The organism is uncultured Microbacterium sp. (assembly GCF_963524805.1).
Classification (GTDB): domain Bacteria; phylum Actinomycetota; class Actinomycetes; order Actinomycetales; family Microbacteriaceae; genus Microbacterium.
On record NZ_CAURGG010000005.1, the window covers coordinates 205,896 to 227,965 of the forward strand.

Annotated in this window: 14 protein-coding genes; all 14 read right to left on the bottom strand. The window is 69.6% G+C overall.

Annotated features, from left to right (window positions below; genetic code table 11):
• Positions 1 to 52: 52 nt before the first annotated feature.
• Positions 53 to 1,159: an RDD family protein gene (locus RWQ91_RS11945; RefSeq protein WP_314506248.1), complete on the bottom strand. Its 1,107-nt coding sequence runs from the start codon at positions 1,157 to 1,159 to the stop codon at positions 53 to 55.
• Positions 1,156 to 2,778, bottom strand: coding sequence for a serine/threonine-protein kinase (locus tag RWQ91_RS11950; RefSeq protein WP_314506250.1), 1,623 nt, complete (start codon positions 2,776 to 2,778; stop codon positions 1,156 to 1,158). The genes RWQ91_RS11945 and RWQ91_RS11950 overlap by 4 nt, the downstream gene beginning before the upstream one ends.
• On the bottom strand, positions 2,775 to 3,950 hold the full coding sequence (locus tag RWQ91_RS11955; RefSeq protein ID WP_314506252.1) for an FHA domain-containing protein: 1,176 nt from the start codon (positions 3,948 to 3,950) through the stop codon (positions 2,775 to 2,777). Before RWQ91_RS11955 ends, RWQ91_RS11950 begins: the two co-directional genes overlap by 4 nt.
• Entirely contained in the window at positions 3,950 to 4,765 is an 816-nt protein-coding gene (locus tag RWQ91_RS11960; protein WP_314506255.1) for a protein phosphatase 2C domain-containing protein, read from the bottom strand. Before RWQ91_RS11960 ends, RWQ91_RS11955 begins: the two co-directional genes overlap by 1 nt.
• Entirely contained in the window at positions 4,762 to 5,922 is a 1,161-nt protein-coding gene (locus tag RWQ91_RS11965; RefSeq protein ID WP_314506257.1) for an RDD family protein, read from the bottom strand. The genes RWQ91_RS11960 and RWQ91_RS11965 overlap by 4 nt, the downstream gene beginning before the upstream one ends.
• The gene (locus RWQ91_RS11970; protein ID WP_314506259.1) at positions 5,919 to 8,312 is read right to left on the bottom strand and encodes a transglutaminaseTgpA domain-containing protein; all 2,394 of its coding nucleotides are present in this window, start codon (positions 8,310 to 8,312) and stop codon (positions 5,919 to 5,921) included. The genes RWQ91_RS11965 and RWQ91_RS11970 overlap by 4 nt, the downstream gene beginning before the upstream one ends.
• The gene (locus tag RWQ91_RS11975; RefSeq protein WP_314506260.1) at positions 8,309 to 9,571 is read right to left on the bottom strand and encodes a DUF58 domain-containing protein; all 1,263 of its coding nucleotides are present in this window, start codon (positions 9,569 to 9,571) and stop codon (positions 8,309 to 8,311) included. Before RWQ91_RS11975 ends, RWQ91_RS11970 begins: the two co-directional genes overlap by 4 nt.
• Positions 9,571 to 10,542, bottom strand: coding sequence for a MoxR family ATPase (locus tag RWQ91_RS11980; protein WP_314506262.1), 972 nt, complete (start codon positions 10,540 to 10,542; stop codon positions 9,571 to 9,573). Before RWQ91_RS11980 ends, RWQ91_RS11975 begins: the two co-directional genes overlap by 1 nt.
• Before the next feature lie 39 nt (positions 10,543 to 10,581).
• Complete coding sequence (locus RWQ91_RS11985; RefSeq protein WP_314506266.1) at positions 10,582 to 12,378, bottom strand: fibronectin type III domain-containing protein; 1,797 nt, start codon at positions 12,376 to 12,378, stop codon at positions 10,582 to 10,584.
• The gene (locus RWQ91_RS11990; protein WP_314506268.1) at positions 12,375 to 16,649 is read right to left on the bottom strand and encodes an Ig-like domain-containing protein; all 4,275 of its coding nucleotides are present in this window, start codon (positions 16,647 to 16,649) and stop codon (positions 12,375 to 12,377) included. The genes RWQ91_RS11985 and RWQ91_RS11990 overlap by 4 nt, the downstream gene beginning before the upstream one ends.
• 156 nt (positions 16,650 to 16,805) lie before the next feature.
• Complete coding sequence (galE, locus tag RWQ91_RS11995) at positions 16,806 to 17,825, bottom strand: UDP-glucose 4-epimerase GalE (protein ID WP_314506271.1); 1,020 nt, start codon at positions 17,823 to 17,825, stop codon at positions 16,806 to 16,808.
• Positions 17,826 to 17,856: 31 nt separating this feature from the next.
• Positions 17,857 to 18,516, bottom strand: coding sequence for a thymidine kinase (locus tag RWQ91_RS12000; protein ID WP_314506272.1), 660 nt, complete (start codon positions 18,514 to 18,516; stop codon positions 17,857 to 17,859).
• Positions 18,517 to 18,537: 21 nt separating this feature from the next.
• Positions 18,538 to 20,529, bottom strand: a complete 1,992-nt coding sequence (locus RWQ91_RS12005; protein ID WP_314506274.1) for a DUF2207 domain-containing protein — start codon at positions 20,527 to 20,529, stop codon at positions 18,538 to 18,540.
• 32 nt (positions 20,530 to 20,561) lie between these two features.
• On the bottom strand, positions 20,562 to 22,034 hold the full coding sequence (locus RWQ91_RS12010; RefSeq protein ID WP_314506278.1) for a malate:quinone oxidoreductase: 1,473 nt from the start codon (positions 22,032 to 22,034) through the stop codon (positions 20,562 to 20,564).
• Positions 22,035 to 22,070 lie beyond the last annotated feature (36 nt).

Here is a 22,070-nt window from a genome sequence, read left to right on the forward strand (position 1 = left end):
CCCCCGGTCCTGCTGAATCGGCCAGCGGTCATCTTCGCTCCTCCGCGTTCGGTCACGCCCGCACCACCGTCGCCACGCGGTCGCCGAGCCGGATCACGTCGCCCTCCCTCGCCGTCGTCGGCGTCCCGGCCACGATGGCATGCTCGGCACCGCCGCGGATCAGGCCGGATCCGTTCGTCGAGCGGCAGTCGAGGATCTCGAGCCCACCCTCGACCGGCCGCGCGAGCAGGTGCGTCTTGGAGAGGGACATGCTCTCGTCCGGGAGTGCGACAGCGCTCGCGCCGGGGTGGTCCTTCGCGTCGGGATTGCGCCCGAGCAGCACCGGCGAGGCGATCGGGATGGACTCCCCCGAGTCGAAGCGCAGACTCCATCTAACGGGGGTTTCCGCCGGCACCGCCCGGGGGGTCGCCTCGCGGGGTCGCGCCATGCCCAGCACCCCGGCGCTCACACGACGACCGGGGAGATACTCCGGCTGCGCGGCCGGATCGACAGGGGTGGCGAGCGAAGGCAGCGCCGTTCGAGCGAGGATCGGCTCGGCCTTGACCATCTTCCGAGCGACGCGCATCCGCTTCTCGTCATACGGATTGAGCCCTTTGCGCACGTCGACGAGCCAGATCCCGGTGGCTTTGTCGTGCAGTCCGCGTCCGCGTCGTTCGGGGTCGAACGTGGGCGAGACGAGGATGAACACGGGGCCCAGCAGCGGCACGACTCCGGCGGCCACGACGATCAGGAACCGCAGCAATGCAGCACCGACACGCGGTCGCTCGAGCGTACGGACGTTGACGCTGCGGATGCCGCTCGCCGCCTTGCCGATCGTCATTCCCCTCCTGCCGTGGAGGATGAGCTGCACGAGCAGGTAGACGAGCCCGAGCAGCGTCGAAGCCGAGGCCGTCACGGCGGCCAGGAGGAAGTCGGGATGGTTGAGGAAGCCGTATGCCGAGATCGTCCCGCCGGCGAGCTTGAGCAGAAGCGGGGCTGCGCCGACCAGAAGGGGCAGCATCAGCACCAGCCAGATCGCGACATCGATCCCGACCGCCAGCGCGCGGCGGCCGAAGGGGGCGCGCAGGAGGCCGAGCGCAGCGGCGTAGGCGGGGTCGGGGCGTCCTTGCGCGTCCAGGCCCTCGATCGTCGGCTTCTGCTCGTCGACTTCCCAGATCATCCTTCGACGCACCCCCGGACGGGCTCGGAGACGCGCCCGTCGTCGCGTCGCAGCATCACGTCGATGCACACCGTCCCGGCAGCGGCAGGCAGCTGCGCCACAGGCGTCTCCGACTGCTGGGGGTCGACCTGGCCCGTGACGTCGACGAGGTTCCAGATGAACGTGTCGCCCTCCTGCGGGTCCTTGTTCACCCACGTGAAGACGATCTGCTCGCCCTGGCGGGCGCCGGTCACGTCCACGACCTTCGGAACGAAGTCGGAGACGACGTCCTGAGGCTCGGCGGTCTCCGTCGCCTCGGGCGGTGTCTGGATTCCCGCGACCAGGACGTTCAAGCCGATGATCGTCACGACGACGACAACGACGGCTGCAAGGCTTCCGACGGCGATCCAGAGCCCGCGCCGGGCGCCGCGGGCCGGGGGGCGGGTCGAGGAACCCGAGCCGCGGGAACCCCCGGCTGGCGGCGCATCGGGGGCGGCCTGGGGCGGGACGACCGTCGGAGGCCGGACGATGGTCCGGTCCTGCGCCCCGGGTGACGCGGCGGCGAGCGGCGGACGCAGCTGTGTCGCATCGTCGAGGTCGTCCGCGCGCTCCGGCCTGTCGAAGCGGGGCACATCGATCACCGCGTTCCCGGCACCCTTCGGCTCGGTGGCGGCCGAAGGGCGCGTGAAGGCCGCCGCCTCCGGATCTATGCTGACGATCTCCCGGACCCGGGTGAGCCCGTCCGCGTCGTCATCCAGATCCTCCGGGTGCGGATGGTCGTCGACGATGTCGATGGGCGTCACCGAGTGGGCGAGCTCGATCTGCACCTTCTGCAGCGCCCGCCCGAACGCGACGGCGCTCGGGTAGCGGTCATCCGGATTCTTCGCCATCGCCCGTTCGATGACGTGCTGCAGGCTCTCCGGAGCGTCTGGACGCCCCATCGACGTGAGCGCCGCACGCTCGATCCGTTCGATGAGATCGGCGCTGGAGTTGCGCTCCCCCGGTCGCTCGAACGGCGAACGCCCGGCGAGCAGCGTGTACAGCGTCGCACCCAGCGCCCAGACATCCGTGCGGGGTCCGCTGCGCGGGGGATCGGCGAACGACTCGGGCGGCGACCACGGGATCGACATCCCCGACGCCTCGCCGGTGGCGCCGGTCGTCGACGCGATGCCGAAGTCGGTCAGTGCCGGCCGGTTGTACGCCGTCACCAGGATGTTCGCCGGCTTGATGTCGCGGTGGAGCACCCCGGCCCGGTGCGCGGTCTCGACGGCACCCGCGACCTGCACGCCGACCCGCAGCGCTTCGGCGATCGAGAAGGTCTCGTTGCGGGCGCGCAGCTGCAGGTTCGGGCGCGGGCAGTACTCCATCACCAGGTACGGCCGGCCGTCACCGGCGACTCCGGCCTGATAGATCGTCACGATCGCGGGATGCGTCGAGAGCATGGCCATCACGTTCGCCTCATCGGCGAACTCCTGTGCGGCCGTGCTCGAGATGCGGTCGGCCAGCAGCACCTTGACGGCCACCTGTCGACGCGGCATGTCCTGCTCGTACAGGAAGACGTCCGCGAATCCGCCGACGCCGAGGGGCTCGACGTAGCGGAAGCCCGGGAGCTGCGGCGGTGGTGAGGGGGGACGGGTCATGGAAGATCCTCGAAGGCGACCTTCACACCGTCGCCGAGATCGACGACGTCGCCGGAGAGGACCAGCGTCTGCTCGCCGGGGTGCAGCCGGATCGGATCGGCGCCCGGGCGCAGCAGGGTCGAGCCGTTGGTCGTATGCAGGTCGATCACCACGACGGTGTCGCCTTCCGGCCGGATCTCCAGGTGGCTTCGCGAGATGTCCTGCTGCGGGCTGTCCACCGCGATGAGGTGTGGCAGGTTCGCGCCGCTGGCCCGCGTCGAGCGCGGGCGCCGACCGATGATCACCGTGCGATCGAGGGTGACCACCTGCCCGGTGGATACCCGGATCAGGCCGGTCGAGCCGGGCGTCACCGGGAGCAGCGCAGTCGGGGCGTCCTGTTCCGAAGGAGACTGCTGACGCAGGGCGCGCAGCTGCGAGGAGGCGATCGTCGCGCCGTCGTGATCGCCCTCGCTGAGGATCCCGGGCTCGGACACGGGAGCCGGGGGCGGCTCCGGCGCGGAGTGGACGGTGGCTCCCCAGAGCTGATCCACATCCTCCGTCGAGGGAGCCAGGGTCACCTCGGTCGGAGTCATCGTGACCTCGGACACGACCGGCACGTCCGCGGGCTCGGGCACGACCGGCACGTCCGCGGGCTCGGGCACGACCGGCACGTCCGCGGGCTCGGCCGGCGACGGATCCGGATCCCCTCGCCTCGGCAATTCTCCCGCGGCCGAGATGGTGGTCGCCTCTCCGACGAACTCGAGCTCGGCATCCACCTCCGCCGCCCGGACGACGCCGCCGTGAACGGGAAGCGCCGTCTCGTCCTGGACCTGTTCGAGTGCCAGGTGGACGCGGGACGCGTGGCTGACGAAACGCTCGTTCCACGTCGTGACCTCGGCGCCGGAGAACTCCTCCGAGCCGGTCACGGAGCCGACGCGCGCCGTGACCTCGCCGCGCAGTGCGATGCGGATGCCCGCTTCCTCGGCCACCGCGGCGACGAACGACGGAAGCGCGGCGAAATCGCCGCCGGTGTCCGAGGCGAGGATGTCGATGGCCGTCGCAAGGGTCGTCTGCTGCGGCATCCGCTCCCACAGCAGCGTCACGACGTTCGCGGACACGGAAGGCTCCAACGCCACCACGGCGCCCGGAAGCACGATCACGTACCACCGGCCTGATCGGTAGATCGTCTGCATCAGCGAACCCCTCCCCCTGCGGCTTCACGCGGACGCGTGTCCATGTCGATGTCGGCATCGGACTCCAGGAGCGTTCCCGGCCGCGAGGCGACCGACACCGCGTCCACGATGATGACCGTGATGTTGTCCCTGCCCCCCGCGTCCACGGCGTCCGCCACGAGCAGATCGGCCGCCGACTGAGGGTCGGGCGTGCTTCGCAGGACTTCGAGGATCCGCGCATCGGCCACTTCGGAGGTGAGGCCGTCCGAGCACACCATGATCCGGTCGCCGACCTCCGCGGGAAACAGCCAGTAATCGGCGTCTCCTGTGCTGCTGGCGCCGATCGCCCGCGTGATGATGTTGCGGCGTCGATCGTGTGCCGCGTCCTGCACCGACAGCTCCCCGGCATCGATCAGCTCCTGCACCACCGAGTGGTCCACGCTGATCTGCTCGAGCTCGTCGTCGGCCAGCCGGTAGGTGCGCGAGTCCCCGATGTTGATCGCGAGCCAGTACCCCATGCCGTCCACCGAAGCGATGACCACCCCGCTCAGGGTCGTCCCGGCGCGCCCGTCGCCCGCGGTGGACAGCTCCTCCACGTGGGCGCGGGCGCGCGAGAGTGCGAGGCGGACCTCGTCCAGCTCCAGCGATGCCTTCCCGATCGAGCTGGAGAACTCGGCGATCACCGCCGCACTCGCCCGCTCTCCGGCCTCGTGCCCCCCCATGCCGTCGGCGACGACGAACACAGGAGCCATCGCGAGGTGCGCATCCTCGTTGAGGACTCGCCGGAGTCCGGGATGCGTGGCCGATCCCGTCGAGACCACGAGCGCCGGCCTCACGCGTAGCCGCCGATCGTGACGATGCGATCGCCGATCTCGATCGCGTCGCCGAGCCGCACCGGAACCCGCTGCCCGGCAGGGCACGCCAGCCGCCGGCCCTCGCGTACCAGCGTCATGCCATTCGTGGAATGGCGGTCCATCACCCATCCGCCGGATGACTCCGCCGCGGCCTCGAAATGCGTCTTGGACAGCGAGAGCGTCTCGTCGCGCACCGGCACGACCACCGCGCCGTCTTCCGCCGCCGGATTGCGTCCGAAGATCGTGCGCCGTGACACCGAGACGCGTGTTCCGTCGTCCCACGTGAACACGAGGCGGTGACCCGGGATGCTGATCCTGGTGTCCTCGGGAGGTCGAGGGGCCGACACTCCGAGCACCGTCATGTCGAGATCCGTCTCCGCATCCGGCCGCTCCACCGGCGCCGGGCGCTCGGCCCGGCGGCTGACGCCGGGGACGAACGCGATCAGCTCGCCGTCCTCGGCGCGACCGCCGGCACTCGAGGACGCCGGCTGGATCGCGGGCGGGGTCGGCGCTGACACGGTCCACGGTGCGATAGAGGCCGTCGGGCCGGACGCGGCCGGCATCGCCGCCGCCTGCGGGATGCCGGTGAGCGCGGGGCGCGCGGCGTCCCGCGGCCGATCGGGCGAGCTCACCACCGAGTCCTCCGTCGAGCCCTCCCCCGAGCCCTCTCCACTGAGCGCGGCCGATGCGCCCGGGCGCGCATCGATCATGAGGGAGCCGCCGATCCTGTCGTGCCATCCCTGGAAGCGGCCGGAGGAGTCGAACAGGGGGGTGAAGTAGCCGACGACGATCGCGCACGCGAGCCCGAAGACGATGTTGCGCAGCAGCGCGCGTGCGAATCCGATCGGAACCCCGCCGTCCGCGGTGATCAGGCGCAGTCGCTGGGCCCGCATTCCGATCGACCCGCCGCCCGCCTGCATCAGGGTGTAGACCACGAACCATGTCAGCAGCAGGAGCACGACGATGGGTCCGCCGATCAGCAGGGTCGTCGGCATCCCTTCGGAGCCGGCGAAGGTCGCGATCACGACCAGGCCTCCGACGAGCATGATCGCGAGCCCCGTCGCGATGAAGGCATCGATGAGATAGGCGATCGCGCGGCGGGGAATCGGGGCCATCTGAGCAGGCGCGGACGGGGTCATGGGGTCTCGCTCTCGGACGCGGCGGGCAAGCTCGAACTGTTGGCCGCGGTCCTGGCGGATTCGCGTCGCACCCGGGCGGTCGCCGCCTCACGCAGCGCACCCATGCCGGTCGAGACGGCCGTGCCGTTCAGCAGCGACCGCACGCTCAGTCGCGCCCTGATGCGCCTCCAGAATCCGGCTTCCCTCCCGACGCCGCCCACGATGGCGTCCACTTCCGTCCAGAACGCCTCGACGTCCTCGGGTGTCGGGTCGCTGGGTCCGAAGACGTCGGCGTCGGCGCGGGCGGCGAGCTGCACGACACTCGGGACGGCGAGGGCCTCGGCGACCGCCGCGGCGTCCTCCGGTCGGGTGCCGCCCGGACTCAGCCGGGCGCCGTAGTCGACCGCGCGGTCGGTGAGCTCGTCCCATCCCCCGCTGATCCGGTCGGCGAATCGAGGGGCCGTGCGTCGTGATCGACGCCGGGCGGCCTTCCAGACGCCGATCGCGATGAACGGCGACAGCAGGAGGGCGATGACCGCCAGCGAGATCCCGGCGACCAGGAGGATCGCACCGATGATCCCGGCGAGGTTGAGCGTCTCATCCTCCGACTCGCGGTCGTCGGGAAGCGTCGGGGGCAGGTCGACGGGCTCCTGCGGCGGTGGCGGCGGCTGCAGCACCTGGGGCTTCGGATCGACCCGCGGCTTCGTGTTCTGGTCGTTGGGGACCTGGTCCTCCGGCGGTGTCGGGGTGAACGGAAGCCATCCGACCCCTGTGAAGGCGACCTCGACCCAGGCGTGGACGGTGTCGCCGGTCGCCGTGAAGACCGGTTCGCCATCCTGCTCCTGATCGGGGTAGTAGCCCATGACGACGCGGACGGGGATGCCGAGCTCCCCGGCCAGGAGCGCCATGGCGACCGCGTACTGCTCGTCGTCGCCGATCATCTGATCCCCGCCCAGCAGCGTCGTGATGCGCTCGGACGTGTGACCGGCCCGGGAGAGGACCTCTCCCTCCAGTCCGTGGCTGAAGAACCCGCCCTCCGACAGGAACGTCTCCAGTGCGCGCACCTGCTCGATCGGCGACTCGGCGTTGGCGACCGTCTCCGCGGCGAGCGAGGTGATCTCCTCGGGCACGTTGCGCTGCTTCGGCGAGGCGACGGATGCGAATTCCACCTCCGCCAGCTGGTCGTCGTCGGGGATCGCCGGGATGACGGCCTCCACGGAGTACTCGTCTCCCTGTCGGAGCTTCGAGGTGGCGACGGCGGTGCCGGTCGCGGTGTTGATGTAGGTCCCGCGGCGCAGCTCTTCCGCCCGATCCCCGTCGAAGCGGATCTCGGACAGGTCGCCGGCGGTCGGCATCCATACTCCGCCATACCGGCCGACGGCGACCCGGAGAGTGACCGGCACTCCCTCGGAGTCGGGCGACATGTTCGAGCGCAGCGGGGAGAACGCGCTCGAAGAGTTCGGTCCGCCGTCGGTGACGTTGTACACCATGCCGTCGTACTCATCCATCACGGCGGTGCGCATGCGCGCGCCTTTCGGGAGACCCTGCACCGTGAACAAGGTCTCCTCGACCTCGTCGCGCACGTTCTTGCGGAACGCCTGGAGCGGGCTCGGGTAGTCGCGGATGTCGAAGGGCGGGACGATGACATCGCGGAAGATGTGCCGGGATTCGGCGGGAGCGGCGATGGCACTCGTCGCGACGCCGGCGCCTGCGGCGACCGCGAGGACCGCGACGCCGGCCAGCAGTCGCCGCAGACGCATGTGCGACGCGCGTGACGGGTCGACCTCGCTGATCGAGACTGCCGTGTTCTGAGGCGCCCAGACCTGACGCAGCGCGAGCCACCCGATGCTGACGAGCGCGAAGACCAGTCCCTGCCCGACCGGGAAAGCCGGCTCCGGAGTGCCCAGCGCGATGACGAGCATCAGCAGCGCACCCGCGGGAAGGAGCGCCCAGGCGACATGGGCGGCGCGCAGAGCGAGCGAGGCGGTGAGGGTGGTGACGACGAGCGCGAGCAGGAACGGCACGATCAGGTGACCGTCGGAGGCGGCGAGCGGAGCGACGGTGGTGAGCATCTGCTTCCAGGCCGTGATCGTCCCCAGCGCGAGCAGCCGCAGCGTCTCGAGCGTCGGGACGACGCGGAGCATGGCCGTCTGCGGCAGCGCGAAGGCGCCCCCGAAGACGAAGTACGCGCCGATCACGAGTCCGGTGATGCTCAGGATGCCCCAATGCCGCCATGCCGCCACGGACGCGATGGCCAGGCCGATCACGATTCCGCCGAAGACGGCGGGCAGGAAGGACGCGCCGGCGAAGGTGGGCCAGAAACCGATGAGCGCGACCGTGACCAGCGCGGTGCTCGCCGCCAGGTCGAGGCACCAGCGGCGGGCGGAGATCACGGCGGCGGGAGAGCTCACGCGAGGACCTTCTGCAGTGCGAGCGGAATCTGATCGAGCGCACCGACGGTGATCACGTCGGCGTCGCCGATACGGCGAAGCGAGGGTGCTGCTGCCGTCGTGTCGGCCACGACGGCGAGCGCACGCGCGCCGAAGGGAAGTCGTGAGCAGGCCAGGCGCAGGTCTTCGGATCGCACGCTCGAGCCGCACACGAGCACGACGACGCTCGCGAGCGGCATCGTGGCCGACACCGCACCGGCGAGCTCGGCGATCCCTCCGTCTCGGGGCTTGCTCTCCTCGATGGCGGCGAGGGAATCGAGCAGCTGCTTTCCGGTGGCCGCGGGCAGCTCGCGGCCCTGCACGCGCATGTCCACGCGCTGCGAGTCGCGCAGTGCCCGCAATCCGATCGAGCCGGCCGCCGAGATCGCCAGTTCGAAGTCCTCGGGCATGGAGTAGTCGGCACTCGAGCGCGAGAGACCGATCACGAAGTGCGAACGGCGGGTCTCCTCGTACTGACGGACCATCATCGTGCCGGTCCGGGCGGTGGAGCGCCAGTGGACATGGCGCAGGTCGTCACCGGGCTGATATTCCAGAAGCGCGTGGAACGAGACGTCGTCGCGGGAGAGATCTGCGGCGGGAAGGCCTTCCAGGTCGCGCAGATACCCGAGCGACTGCCCGTCGAACAGCACGGTGCGCGGGTGCACGAAGAGGTCGACGGGCTCGTCGCGCCGGTGCGCCCGCTCGAACAGACCCAGAGGGTCGCCGCGCACGACGCTCACGGGGCCCACCTTCACGACCCCGCGCTTCTGCGTCGGGATCGCGAAGAGCTCTTCGGCCTCTTCGCCGGGAGAGAGCCGCTGGATGCCGAACTCTCCGCGCCCGGAACCGACGGGAAGCACGATGCGCGACGGGAGGATCGCCCGCGAACCCCGGTTCGCGAGGGTGAGCGCGCCGACGGCCCGCTCCCCCACCACGACCCGCGTGCGCGCGAGGTCGAGCGAGACGTCGTACGCCGTTCGGCCGATCAGGAACAGCGCGCACAGGGCGACGGTGATCGCGATCACGATCGCCGCGACAGTGAACTCCCACCACCCGGCGATCTGCCCGAGGGTCCAGAATCCGACGGCGATCGCGCCGAGCACCCAGGCAAGGGGCCGGATGGCCCGGTTCATGATCCGGAGGCGCGTCAGCGCGCGGGCACCGAGAACGGCCGCGACGTCACGCCATCCGGCGTCGCGGTCCGCCCGCGCCCCCGGCGCGGAAAGTGCCTCCGTCGCCATCAGGCCGCCGTTCGCGCCTGGGGAGCGGCGATCTGCTCGAGCACGCGATCGATGACGGTCTGGCTGCTGGTGCCGGCGAACTCCGCCTCGGCATCGAGCAGGAGCCTGTGCTGCCACACCGGGCGAACGAGGGTCTTGACATCATCGGGAAGCACGAAGTGGCGCCCATGGGCGGCCGCCCACACCTTGGCGATACGGATCATCGCGATCGCCCCCCGCACCGAGACGCCCAGTCGGGTGGCCGGGTCGCTGCGGGTGGCTTCGGCCAGCTCGGCCACGTAGCGCAGGACAGCGGGCTCGACGTGGACGGATGCCGCCAGGTCGGCCATGTCGGCCACCGCGCCCGTCGTGATGACCGGAGACAGTCCGGCCGACGGGTTGCGGTCCGACGCACCGGCCAGGATCCGCTCCGTCACCGCGAGGTCGGGGTAGCCGATCGAGGTCTTGATGAGGAACCGGTCCAGCTGAGCCTCGGGAAGCTTGTACGTACCGGCCTGCTCGATCGGGTTCTGCGTCGCGATGACCAGGAACGGACGCCCCGTCTCGTGGGTCACGCCGTCGACCGTGACGCGGGACTCCTCCATGACCTCCAGCAGTGCCGACTGCGTCTTGGGCGACGCGCGGTTGATCTCATCGGCGAGCACGATCGACGCGAAGATCGGCCCCCTGTGGAATTCGAAGCGGTGCGACTGCTGGTCGTAGATCGTGACCCCGGTGACATCGGACGGCAGCAGATCGGGGGTGAACTGGATCCGGGCGCTCGTTCCCTGGACGGTCGCGGCGAGCGCCTTCGCGAGGCTGGTCTTGCCGGTTCCGGGCGCGTCCTCGAGGAGCACGTGGCCTTCGGCGAGCATGGAGGCCAGCACGAGGCCGATTATCTCGCTCTTGCCCTGCACCGCCTTGTCGACGTTGTGCACCAGGCGCTGGAAGGTGCCGTGGAACCAGGCTGCCTGCTCGGGGGTCATGCTCATGTCGGTTGTGCTCCCTGTCCTGTACCTGTGAAGGGTCGGCTACGGCCGCGCCCAGAATCTCTTCTCGGTGTCGACACCGTCGCCCCAGCCCTGGATGTCGATCCAGACGTCCTGGCCATCGCGACCCACGTAGCAGCCGATCTGCTGGCTTCCCTGGCCGTCGAAGTTGATCGTGTACTGCAGGGCGCCGATCCGGCCGTCGTTGCTCGAGTAGCACCAGACTGTGGCGTTCCCGATGTTGAGGTTGTTCCAGTTGACGACGTACCGGCGGCATCCGTTGACGCAGCTGCCGGCGGCATCACCCTGTGTCACGAACACCTGCGGGGGCGGTGGGTCGTCGGTGCGGGCGGAGTCGGACGCGACGGGCGACCACGTGCCGGTCGAATCCTGCGCCCGGACGTCGATGCTGTGGGTCTGCTGGTACCCGTCGCCGACCGTCCGCGAGCCGGTGCTGCCGACGTTCTGCCAACTGCCGCCGTCGATGCGGATCTGCGTCGTCTGGATCGGGCGGCCGTTATCGGATCCGGTCGAGTTCCAGCTGAGCTCGACGCTCTGACCGAGGTTGCGGGCGGTCGCCACCGGCGCCCGGGGGGCGCCGTAGGGAATCTCGCGGACGCTGTTGGAGACGCCCCCGGCATACGTGGTTCCGTCCACCGTCGCCACGGCCCGCATCTCGACCGTGTAGCTCGTTCCGTTCGCGAGCCCCCCGATGACGCCGCCGCCCGGGAAGCCGGCCCAGCCGCCGCCGTTCAGGCGGTACTGATAGGCCACCTCGTCGGCGCGCGCGCCTCCCCGTGAGCCCGGGCTGTAGCCGACCGTGAGCTGCCGGTCGCCGGCGACGACGCCGGTGATCTGCGGAGGAGCCGGCGCGATGACGCCGCGGCGCGGAGCCGACATCGCGCTCCACTCACCCCAGCCCGCCTTGTTGTGCCCGCGGATGCGGTAGGTGTAGGCGTTCTCGGAGGTCGGCACCACGACGGCCTGGCTGTTCGTTCCGGGCGACGGCGACAGCGTCCGCTGCAGGGATGAGCCCTCCCACACCTCCAGCTCGTACGCATCGATCGCGTCGCCGTTCGCCGGCGGTGTCGCCCAGTTCACCTGCATCTGCGCCTGACTGCCCACCGGCGCCAGCTCGGCCGTCGTCGGCGCGGAGCCCGCCAGCGGCGGCCCCGCGGGCACCTCCGATGCCGACCAGTTGCTCCAGCTCGAGGGCTCGGGAGCGCGGTTGTGGGCCTGGACGCGGACCTGATAGTTGCCGCCGTTCTCCAGTCCCTCCCACGTGAGGGAGTTGCCGGTGACCTCTTTCTGCGTGATGCCCGACGGCGGCGCGGGAGAGATCTCCAGCGTGTACCGCTCCACGGGCGAGCCGGGGGTCGTCGGCGTGGTCCAGGCGACCTGCAGCGACCTGTCACCGAAGGTCAGCGTGGGCGGGTTCGGGGTGTCCGGCCGCGCATCCGGGCGGGCGATGGCCGACGAACCCGACGGCTCGGATTCTCCGACCCGGTTGGTGGCGGTCACCTGGAAGACGTACTCGACGTTGTTGGTCAGATTGTCCAGAGTGCACGTGGTCGACTGGCACTCCTTCGAGTAGGAGCCGCCCTGCACGGACCGCACCGTGTACTTCGTGATCTCGGCGCCGTTGTTGGACGGGGCCCCGTATGAGACCACCACCGTCCGATCCTGCACGCTCGTGACCGTCGGTGCGCCCGGCGCGGCGGGAACGCCCTGCACGGTGAGCACGACCTGACCCGTCGCCTCGCGATCGGGATCCTCGGTCGCGTCCTGGATGGTGTACCGGACCACCAGGGTGCCGACGAAATCTGCGGCCGGAGTCACCACGACGTCATCGCCGGCGACGCTGACTCGTCCGGCGCCCGTCTCCCGTTCGCCGACAGGAGCTTGAGGGGCGTTTCCGGGAAGGGGTTGAAGTCATTGGCCAGCACGGGAACGGTGACGGACTGGCCCTGGTCCGCCTCCGCGATGGTGTCGGTGTTCGCGGCGGCCATCGCCCGGTTCGAGGCGGTGACCTGCACCAGCACCGAGCCCTCGACCGGTTCGGTCTCGCCGTCGGTGACCCGCAGCGTCAGAGTCGTCGCAGCGCCCTTCTTCGCGGTCGAGGAGGCCTCGACCTTCAGCTGGTCCCCGTCGATCCGGGCGCTGATCCCCTTGCCCTCGCCGCCGACGAGTGAGTACTCGTGCTTGCCCTTGTCCTCCGGGTCCGGGTCGGTGGTGAGCGCGGAGAGATCGAGCACGGTCGCCGCTTCTCCCGGTGCGACGTTCACCTCGCTCCCGATGAATGCCGGCTGCTGGTTGTCGGGCGGAAGCACGTTGATCGGGATGCTGAGAGTCGCCTTGCGTCCGTCGGGGTCATCGGGACCGGTGCCGTCGGTGACCTCGAAGGTCAGCGCGTCCTGACCGAAATAGCCCGGCGCGGAGGTGTAGACCAGTGTCCGCTCGTCCCTGACGAGGTCGGAGCCGTCGGCGTTGACGGCGCTCACCTTCGCATGCTCGGTGATGATGACCTCGCCCCCACCGGCGACCGTCACGTACTTCGACAGCGGCACCTCTTTCGTCTCTCCGCTGACGACCTCGAGCGGCTTGGTGGAGGTCAGCGTCGGACGCAGGCCCTCGACGGAGGGCACGAAGATGAACGCCGACGACTGCAGGTCGTCCTGATCTGTGAGCGTGTAACGGATGAGCTGCAGCTCGTCCGACACCGTGACCCTCACCTTGCCGTTCTCCAGCAGGGTCGCCCCGTCACCGAGCTGCACGTCGAGGCGGTCGGTCGTGCCGTCCGGGTCCTCGTCGTTCTCGAGGATGTCGAGGTCGGCCGACAGGCTTCCGTCCTCCAGGTCGACGGGACGCAGCCGGTCGTCCCGCGAGACCGGCGCCTGCAGCGGCACGTCCTCGTCCACGGTGATCTGGAGCACCGCGGTCGCCGTTGCACCGCGTGCATCGGTGACCGTGTACTGCAGCGACGTCTCGATGGCGCTGTTGGGCGCCTGCACGAGCACCCGGTCGCCCGAGACGCGCGCCGACAGCCCGTCGATCGCGGGGACCTCCAGGCCCTTCTTGACGAGCGAGACCTCGTCGCCCTCCGGGTCGGAGTCGTTGAGCATGACCGGGACGGCGATCTCACGGCCAGGGCGCACGACGACCGCGTCCTTGACCGCATACGGAGCCTGGTTCACCTGCTCGGCCGGGGCGATGCCGACGCGGACGGTCGCCGTGCCCTCCTTGCCGAGCCGATCGCGAACGAGATACTTGAACACGTCGACGCCGGTCGAGCCGTCGAAGGCCTCGTAGGTGAAGTAGTTCTGCGCCACCTCGACGATGCGGCCCTTGGTCGGGCTCGACGAGATGTCCAGCAGCTCGACCGAGTCCCCGTCCGCATCGATGCCGTCCAGGGGGACGGCGACGTCGATCTCGGTTCCTGCGAGGGTCCGGGCCACGAGGTCACGCGGCCGCGGTGCCGCGTTGGTGTCCTCGTCGACGGGCAGGATCTGGATCGTGACGTAGCCCGCTGCCTTCTGCTGGCGCGAGTCGACCGCCTCGTACGTCAGGTAGACGGTCTTGGCCTCCGGTCCCGCCTTGAAGCGCACGGTGTCCTGTGAGACGAACGCTTCGCCGTCCGCGGGATCGACGAAAGGCTCGATCAGCGCGGGCGCGACATGCATCGCGTCATCGCTGGGATGGGTGTCGTTCTGGAGCACCGGGATCGTGACGACGTCACCGGCTCGCACGTAGGCGGTGTCGGCGGTCGTCACCGGCTGCAGGATCTCCTCGGGCGCGGGGATCGGCACCACGACGACCTCGCCGTCGGCTGATTGCCGGCCGTTGGAGATGCGATACGAGATCCGCACCTGCTGCTCCAGAGTGCCCTGGTCGGTGATGCGCAGCGTTTCGTGATTGAGCACCGAGACCGAGACGCCGGCGCCCGGCTCGATCGACACGGACTGCACGACCAGGATGCCGCCGGCCGGGTCGGCGTCGTTGTTCAGCACGCCGATGAGGACATCGCCGCCGGTCGGCAGCAGGGCGACGTCGCGCACCGCGACCGGAGGGAGATCGACCTCGGCCGCCTCGGTCACATCGATGCGAACCAGCCCTTCGCCGTTCTCCGGTCCCGCCGTCGCCAGGTACTGGACGTAGTAGACGCCGACCGCGGGAGCGGTGAAGGAGAAGGTCTTGTTGGCGAAGTCGGGCAGGACCGTCGCGCCCGGCACTTCGTCGACACGGCCGAGCCGCAGCGGCTCCCGGCCCGAGCTGGTGTCGTTGGCGAGCGGTGCGACAGTGATCTGCTCTCCGACGCGGGTGACGACGTGGTCGGCGTTGGTCTTGGGCTTGGTCGTTCCCTGGGGCCGCACGTCCAAGGCGATCGTGGACGTCGTCAGCTCGCCGAGCCCGTCCGCCACGGTGACCTGCACATCCTTGCGACCTTGCAGGCTCGCCGTGGCCTTGTACGTGAGCTGACCGTCCGTGCTGAAATCGACCTCGTCACCGGGCGCGGCCACGACTTCCTTCAGATAGATGTCGTCGCCGTCGGGGTCGATCCAGTCCGGGAGGATGTTGTACGAGACGGTTCCGCCGGTCTCGACGGTGAGCGAGGTCTTGCGCTTCGGCGTCGGTGCCCCGTTGACGTCCTCCTCGTGCACCTCCAGGACCACGGATGCCGAGTCCTTCCCGCCCCGACCGTCGTCGACTTCGTACTCGAACGTGGCCGAGCCGGTGGCGTCTTCGGAGACGGCGATCTGAAGGGATCCGCCGTTGAAGATGGGCTGGACGGTCCCGATCGACGGCTGCTGCTGTGGAACCGCCGCAACCAGCACGTCGCCGTCGGGGTCGTTGTCGTTGTCGATCACCGGGAGCAGGGCCGAGCCGCCCGGCCGCACGCCGAAGGAGTCGTCCTCCGCGATCGGCGGCGTGTTCACTTCGCTGCGCTCCGGGAGGGTGGATTCGACGGTCTCCTGCGTCGAGTCCTCTTCGTTCTCGGTCTCTCCCTCGGGAGGAGTCAGATCGTTCCAGTTGTCGACGCGCTGCAGGCTCTCGTTGGCCATCCAGGCGGCACCGCCGACGGCATCGTTGAGGATGATGACGTCGCGGTTCACGCGGAACACGAGGCTCGCCGACTCCCGAGGCTCCTCGATCGTCGCGGCGACGTCGTTCGCGGTGCCGGCGCACTCGCGGACGAACGACCCCGGTCCGGCCCAGGCGCCGTACGTGCACCCCCGAAGCCAGACCGGCGCGGCCGGCGCGCCCGTGCCGCCGGCGGCGGTGACCGCAGGCTCACCGCCGTCGAGGGGCACGCGCACGAGTTGCGATTCGGTCGCGACGGCGACGGCATCCGTCTCCGCCGACGCATGCTGCAGCACGGCGCCGTCGCTGTCGGGGATCTCGGTGCGGAATCCGCCGGGGGTCATCACGGTGCCCGCGGCCAGCACCACCGGCATGCGTCCCACGGCGGTGATCGTCGCCGGCTGGGATGGGTCGAGTTCGCCCAGCGAAGCGGTGGAGGGCTCGAGCGCTTCGCCCTCGTTGTCGACGTTGACGGTGACGACCTCGGCACGCGCGCTGGAGAGGGCGAAGACGGTGCCGTCCTGAGCCACCGCGACATCGGCGTTCTCTCCGAGCTCGGCGACGGGCTCGGCCGCCTCGATCTCGAAGGACGCGACGCCCCGCACCGGAACGACCCACAGCGCGCCGGACTTCTCATCGAGGATCGCCGCGGTCTTGTTGCCCAGCGCCACCTTCGCGGCGGCGGGGATGCCCGCGGAGTCGCCCAGTGAGACCCGCGCAGGATCGACCGCGGTGAGGGTGGAGCTTCCCGCATCGACCACCAGCACGTTCGCGGCGTCCTGCAGGATGTCGTAGTCCTCGCCGGTGGTGCGAAGCCCGCCGTCGAGCACCGTCGACTCGTGATTGAAGTGCCCGACCATGAGGCCGGAGGTCTTGGTGATCCAGACTCCGCCGTCGTTCAGATCGACCTTGGTCGTCGGGAAGCCCTCGTAGGTGAAGGCCATGGTGGTGATCGCCACGACGCCGACCGTCACGCCTGCCGCCGATGCGAGGGCCTTGGGGCGCGCACGCATCCACGACAGAGCCTTCATCCCCGGGACTCCCCCTCGCTCACGTTCGCCTGCCGATCGCGCCGTCCGCAACCGGCACGAAGGTTCATCCTAACCGCGCCTGTGGCCGCTGCCGATGGGTACACATGCCCATGAGTCCGTGCAGCGCCCCGAGGTCGCCGCACGATCGCCTGGTGCTCAGACGGTGGAGTAGCCGTCCGGATTGCGCGACTGCCAGTTCCAGTAGTCGCGACAGGAGTCGTCGATCGTGAGCCGCGCCGTCCAGCCCAGGTCGCGCGCGGCTTTGGACGGATCGCAGTAGGTCGCCGCGACATCGCCGGGCCGGCGATCGAGGATCTGCTTGGGCAGCTCGTGCCCGACCGCCCTCTCGAACGAGGCGACCAGCTCCAAGACGCTGACCGGCTGACCGGTGCCGAGGTTGTAGACGACGAAGCCCGGTTTCGCCTGCTCCAGGGCGGTGACGTGTCCGTCGGCGAGGTCCACCACGTGAATGTAGTCGCGGAGCCCGGTGCCGTCCGGGGTGTCGTAGTCGTCGCCGAACACGCCGATCTTCTCGAGCTTGCCCACGGCGACCCGCGCAACGAACGGCATGAGGTTGTTGGGGATTCCGGCCGGGTCCTCGCCGATCAGGCCGCTCGGGTGCGCTCCGACGGGATTGAAGTAGCGCAGGACCGTCACGTTCAGCTCGGCGTTCACGCGCGCCACATCGGCCAGCACCACTTCGTTGATGCGCTTGGACTTGGAGTACGCGTTCGACAGGTCGATGCTGGTCGTCGATTCCTCGGTGAAGGGAAGATCGGCCGGGTCGGAGTAGACGGTCCCGGTGCTCGAGAAGACGAACGAGCGGATGCCGTGCCTGACTCCCGCGCGCAGCAGGGCGAACGTGGTGTCGAGGTTGTTGGAGTAGTACTCCAGGGGCTTCTGGGTCGATTCCCCCACGGCCTTGAAGGCTGCGAGGTGGACGATCGCATCGATCGGGCCGTGCTGGTCGAAGACGCTCTCGACCGTCGCATCGTCGGCTGCGTCCCCGACGACGAGCGGGGCCCGCTTGCCGGTGATGGCTTCGATGCGGTCCGCTGCGATCGCGCTGGTGCCCGAGAGATCGTCGAGCAGGACGACCTCGTGGCCGGCATCCAGAAGGGAGACCGCCGTGTGCGCGCCGATGTATCCGGCTCCGCCGGCAAGGAGAACTCGCATGCTCCCAGCGTACTGATCGACGGCGGTGTGCTCAGCGGCCGTCGAGGCGCCCACCCGATTCGCGCAGGTAGCACTCGGCGCACATCGACTCATAGGTCACCCGGTCGGTGGACAGCTCGTCGATCGCGACCTGATCGCCGTCGAAGACGAAGCGTCCGCCGACCAGGCGGGCGTTGAAGATCGCCTTGCGACCGCAGCGGCAGATCGTCTTGAGCTCCTCGAGACTGTGGGCGAGCTCGAGCAGGCGACGAGACCCCGGGAACGCCTCCGTGCGGAAGTCGGTCCGGATGCCGTACGCGAGCACCGGAACGCCGTCGAGCACCACGATCCTCAGCAGGTCATCGACCTGTGCAGGCGTGAGGAACTGCGCCTCGTCGATCAGGAGGCACGCGACGTCGACGGGCCGGCCGAATGCCGTCTGCTCGTCGAACAGAGCCTCCGCGCCACTGGCCTGTACGCGAGCGCGATGCTCGGCGAACAGGGCGCGCAGGTCGGCGTCCGGTGCGATGAGGAAATCGACCTGACGCGACATGCCCAGCCGGCTGGAGATCCGATCGGATTCCTTCGTATCGATCGCCGGTTTGGCCAGCAGGACGTGCTGTCCGCGCTCCTCATAGTTGTAGGCGGCCTGCAGCAGGGACGAGGACTTGCCGGAGTTCATCGCACCGTAGCGGAAGTACAGTTTGGCCACGTGCCGAGCGTAGTCGCCGCCTCACCGACCGCCGAAACCTCCGCCGCCGCCGCCTCCGCCGGAGAAGCCGCCGCCGGACGATCCCCCGGAGGAGGACCAGCTCGAGCTGGAAGAGGAGCTGCTGGACGATCCGGAGGAGACCGGTGTCGTCGCCAGGTGGCCGATGGAGGAAGAGGCATCCGAGAGCGACTGGGACGAGACGGCGTCGAACAGCGACACGCGCGTCGCCGCCGCCGCAGCCGGCGAAGCGCTGCGGATGACATCAACCCATTCGCGTTCCATGCCGAACAGGACGGCGTAGGGCAGCAGGCGCTCGTACACGTTCACGATGTCGTTGCCGGGAGCGTTGGGCTCGTCGCCGTACGCGCGGCGGCCGGAGGAGACCAGATCCGCCGTCCGCGGCGACTGCGCGGCTCGCAGGCGGTCTTCCTCCGCGAGCCGAAGGTAGTCGCGGATTCCCTCGAGATACGTCTTGTGAATGCCGCCCGCCAGCGTCAGGGTCGAGCGCGGCAGCCTGAAGAACGGCAGGAAGAGGAAGGCGAAGAAGCCGCTGACGATCGCGGCGATGTAGATCGCATTTCCGACCGGCCCGAATTCCCCCAGAACCTCGAACGCTCCCTCGCCGAAGAAGATCAGGCCCATCGCCAGGAAGAACCCGCCCACTTGGAAGACCCCGCGCAGCGCTCCGATCCAGCCGGGCAGCTTGCTGCGGTACCCCCGCTGCACGGTGAACTCGTCGATCCGGCGGACGTAGGTGACCGCGCGCACCGGCGGCGTCTTCGCGAACGCACCGAGGTCCACGTCCGCGCCCGCCTTGGCGTTCTTGGAGAACAGCGTGGAGATCACCCGGAGGTCGTCCGAGTCCAGCCCGTCCTTCGTGCGCAGGACCACCTCGAAATCCTCCGGATCGTCGCGATCGCCGGAGGCACGCAGCTCGACCGCGTCGCGCACGGCGAGGTCGACGACGTGGGCGGCCATTGCCCGCTCCGGCACGTCCAGCACACCCGCCGAGAGCGTCAGCGACTCGTCCTCGGGCGGTGTGTACTGCACGATCACGGGCGAGCGGTCGGGATTGCGACGGAGCACCACCCGCATGACCAGCACGAACGCGAGTCCGCCGAAGCCCGACAGCAGCGCGAGCACCGGGAGGATCCACTGCCACCACGGATAGGGCGGCGGTGGCGGCGGGGTGGGGGCGGAGAAGGTGCCCACCTCGAAGCCGATGGCGACCGTGACGTTCTCATCCGCGCCGAGATCCACATCGCCCGCGGTGAAGGACGCCGATCGCCCGGCGACATCGCCCGCGCCGACACCCGCCGCCCACGCGGCGACCTCCGCGGGCCACTCTTCGGCCGTCGCCGGCTGCATCTCGCACGTGTCCCTCGACCCCTCGGGCCCGGAGTAGCAGAACGCGCGATCGGGCAGGAGGCCGGATGCGGCATCCCCCGCGACGTGGACGTGCGCGGTGACCGCGCCGAACGGCTGCGCGTGGTCGGTCCCGACGGTGTCCCAGAAGAACTCGTCGGCGTCGGTGTCCTCGTAGCGCAGCACGACATCGCTCATCGTGTACGTGATCACGTAGGTCTGCGTGCCGCGCACGTAGGAATCGTCTCCCGTGAGCACGTAGATCCAGTCCTCGTCCTCCTCGGTCCACCAGGGGATCGGCGCTCCGCCGGCGCCGGTGACGCTCACGACCTCGGTGTCGTGCGCGATGCCGGAGTCCGCCTGCGGGATCCAGCGGACGATGCCCTTGTTCTGGTCGAAGTCGGGAAAGCGCGCGACGAGCTTCTCGGTCGTCAGCAGGTGGCTCTCGCCGCCGGTCCCGCGCACCAGGTAGTAGTCGGCTTCGAACGAGTCGTAGGTGAAGTCCTGGACGGATGCCGGAGCCACCGCGGCCGGTGCCGCGGTGCGCTCGGACGCCGACGCGGGGACGGTCATCAGCAGCGCTGCGGCCGCCACGACGATCGACGCCGCGATCGCACGCCGCAACCGCCTTCTCCGGGCTCCCCGCATGTGCCCACCCTAGGGCAGGCGGCGCGGGCGGCTCAGGCCGTGAGCGCGAGCGTGTCCGCGGTCTCGGAGAGGACTTCCTCCGCGAGCTCGGGACTCGGGTTCAGCTGCTCGCCGTAGCTCGGGATGAGCTGGCGCAGGCGCGGCTCCCATGCCTGGATCTGATCGGGGAAGCAGGTCTGCAGCAGGCCCAGCATGATCGAGACGGCGGTCGAAGCGCCGGGTGAGGCGCCGAGGAGCCCCGCGATCGAGCCGTTCGCCCCCGTGACGACCTCGGTGCCGAACTGCAGCACCCCGCCCTTCTTGGGGTCCTTCTTCATGACCTGCGCCCGCTGGCCCGCGTTCAGCAGCTCCCAGTCCTCGTCCTTCGCGGTGGGCATGAAGGTGCGGAGGCTGTCGACCTTCTTCTTGTGGTTCTTCAGCAGCTCACTGACCAGGTACGTGATCAAGGAGGGGTTGTCCACCGCCACCTTGAGCATGACGAGCAGATTGCTCGGCCGGATCTGCGCGAACAGGTCGAAGATCGACCCGTTCTTGAGGAACTTGGGGCTGAAGGTGGCGAACGGTCCGAACAGCAGCGAGGTCTCGCCGTCCACGACGCGCGTGTCCAGGTGCGGGACCGACATCGGCGGAGCGCCGACCGAGGCCTGCGAGTACACCTTCGCCTTGTGCTTGGCCACCAGCGCCGGGTTGGACGTCTTGAGCCACTGGCCGCCGATCGGGAACACGCCGTAGCCCTTGATCTCGGGGATGCCGGAGCGCTGCAGCAGCTTGATCGCCCAGCCCCCCGCCCCGACGAACACGAAACGGGCCCGGGTCTGGCCGGGCGTGCCGCCGATCGAGTTGCGCCACTTGAGCAGCCACGTGCCGTCGGGCTGGCGCTTGAGCTTTCGCACCTCGCGGTTGGTGATGACCTGCGCGCCGCGCTCGCTGAGGTTGTCGAAGAGCTGGTGGGTGAGTGCGCCGAAGTCCACGTCGGTGCCGGCCGGCACACGGGTCGCGGCGAACGGCTCGCCCGCGCGCCGCTTCTGCATGAGCAGCGGCGCCCAGCTGTTGATGACGCGCGAGTCCTCGCTGTACTGGATGCCGGCGAACAGCGGCTGGGTCCGGAGGGCTTCGTAGCGCGCCTTCAGGAACGCGACGTCCTTCTCGCCGCGGACGAAGGTCATGTGCGGCGTCGAGTTGATGAACGTCGACGGTGCATCCAGAGCGCCTTCCTCGACGAGGGAGGACCAGAACTGACGGCTCTGCTGGAACTGCTCGTTGATCGCGATGGCCTTGGCCGGATCCACCGTGCCGTCGGGACCCGCGGGCGTGTAGTTGAGCTCGCACAGTGCGGCGTGGCCGGTGCCGGCGTTGTTCCAGGCGTTGGAGCTCTCCAGTCCGACGTCGTGGAGCCGCTCGTAGACGACGATCTTCCAGTCGGGCTGCAGTTCGGAGAGGAGCGTGCCCAGGGTGGCACTCATGATGCCACCACCGATGAGCACCACATCGACGGTTTCAGTCACCCGTCGAGTCTAGTTCTCGCCGCGGCCGTGGTTGCG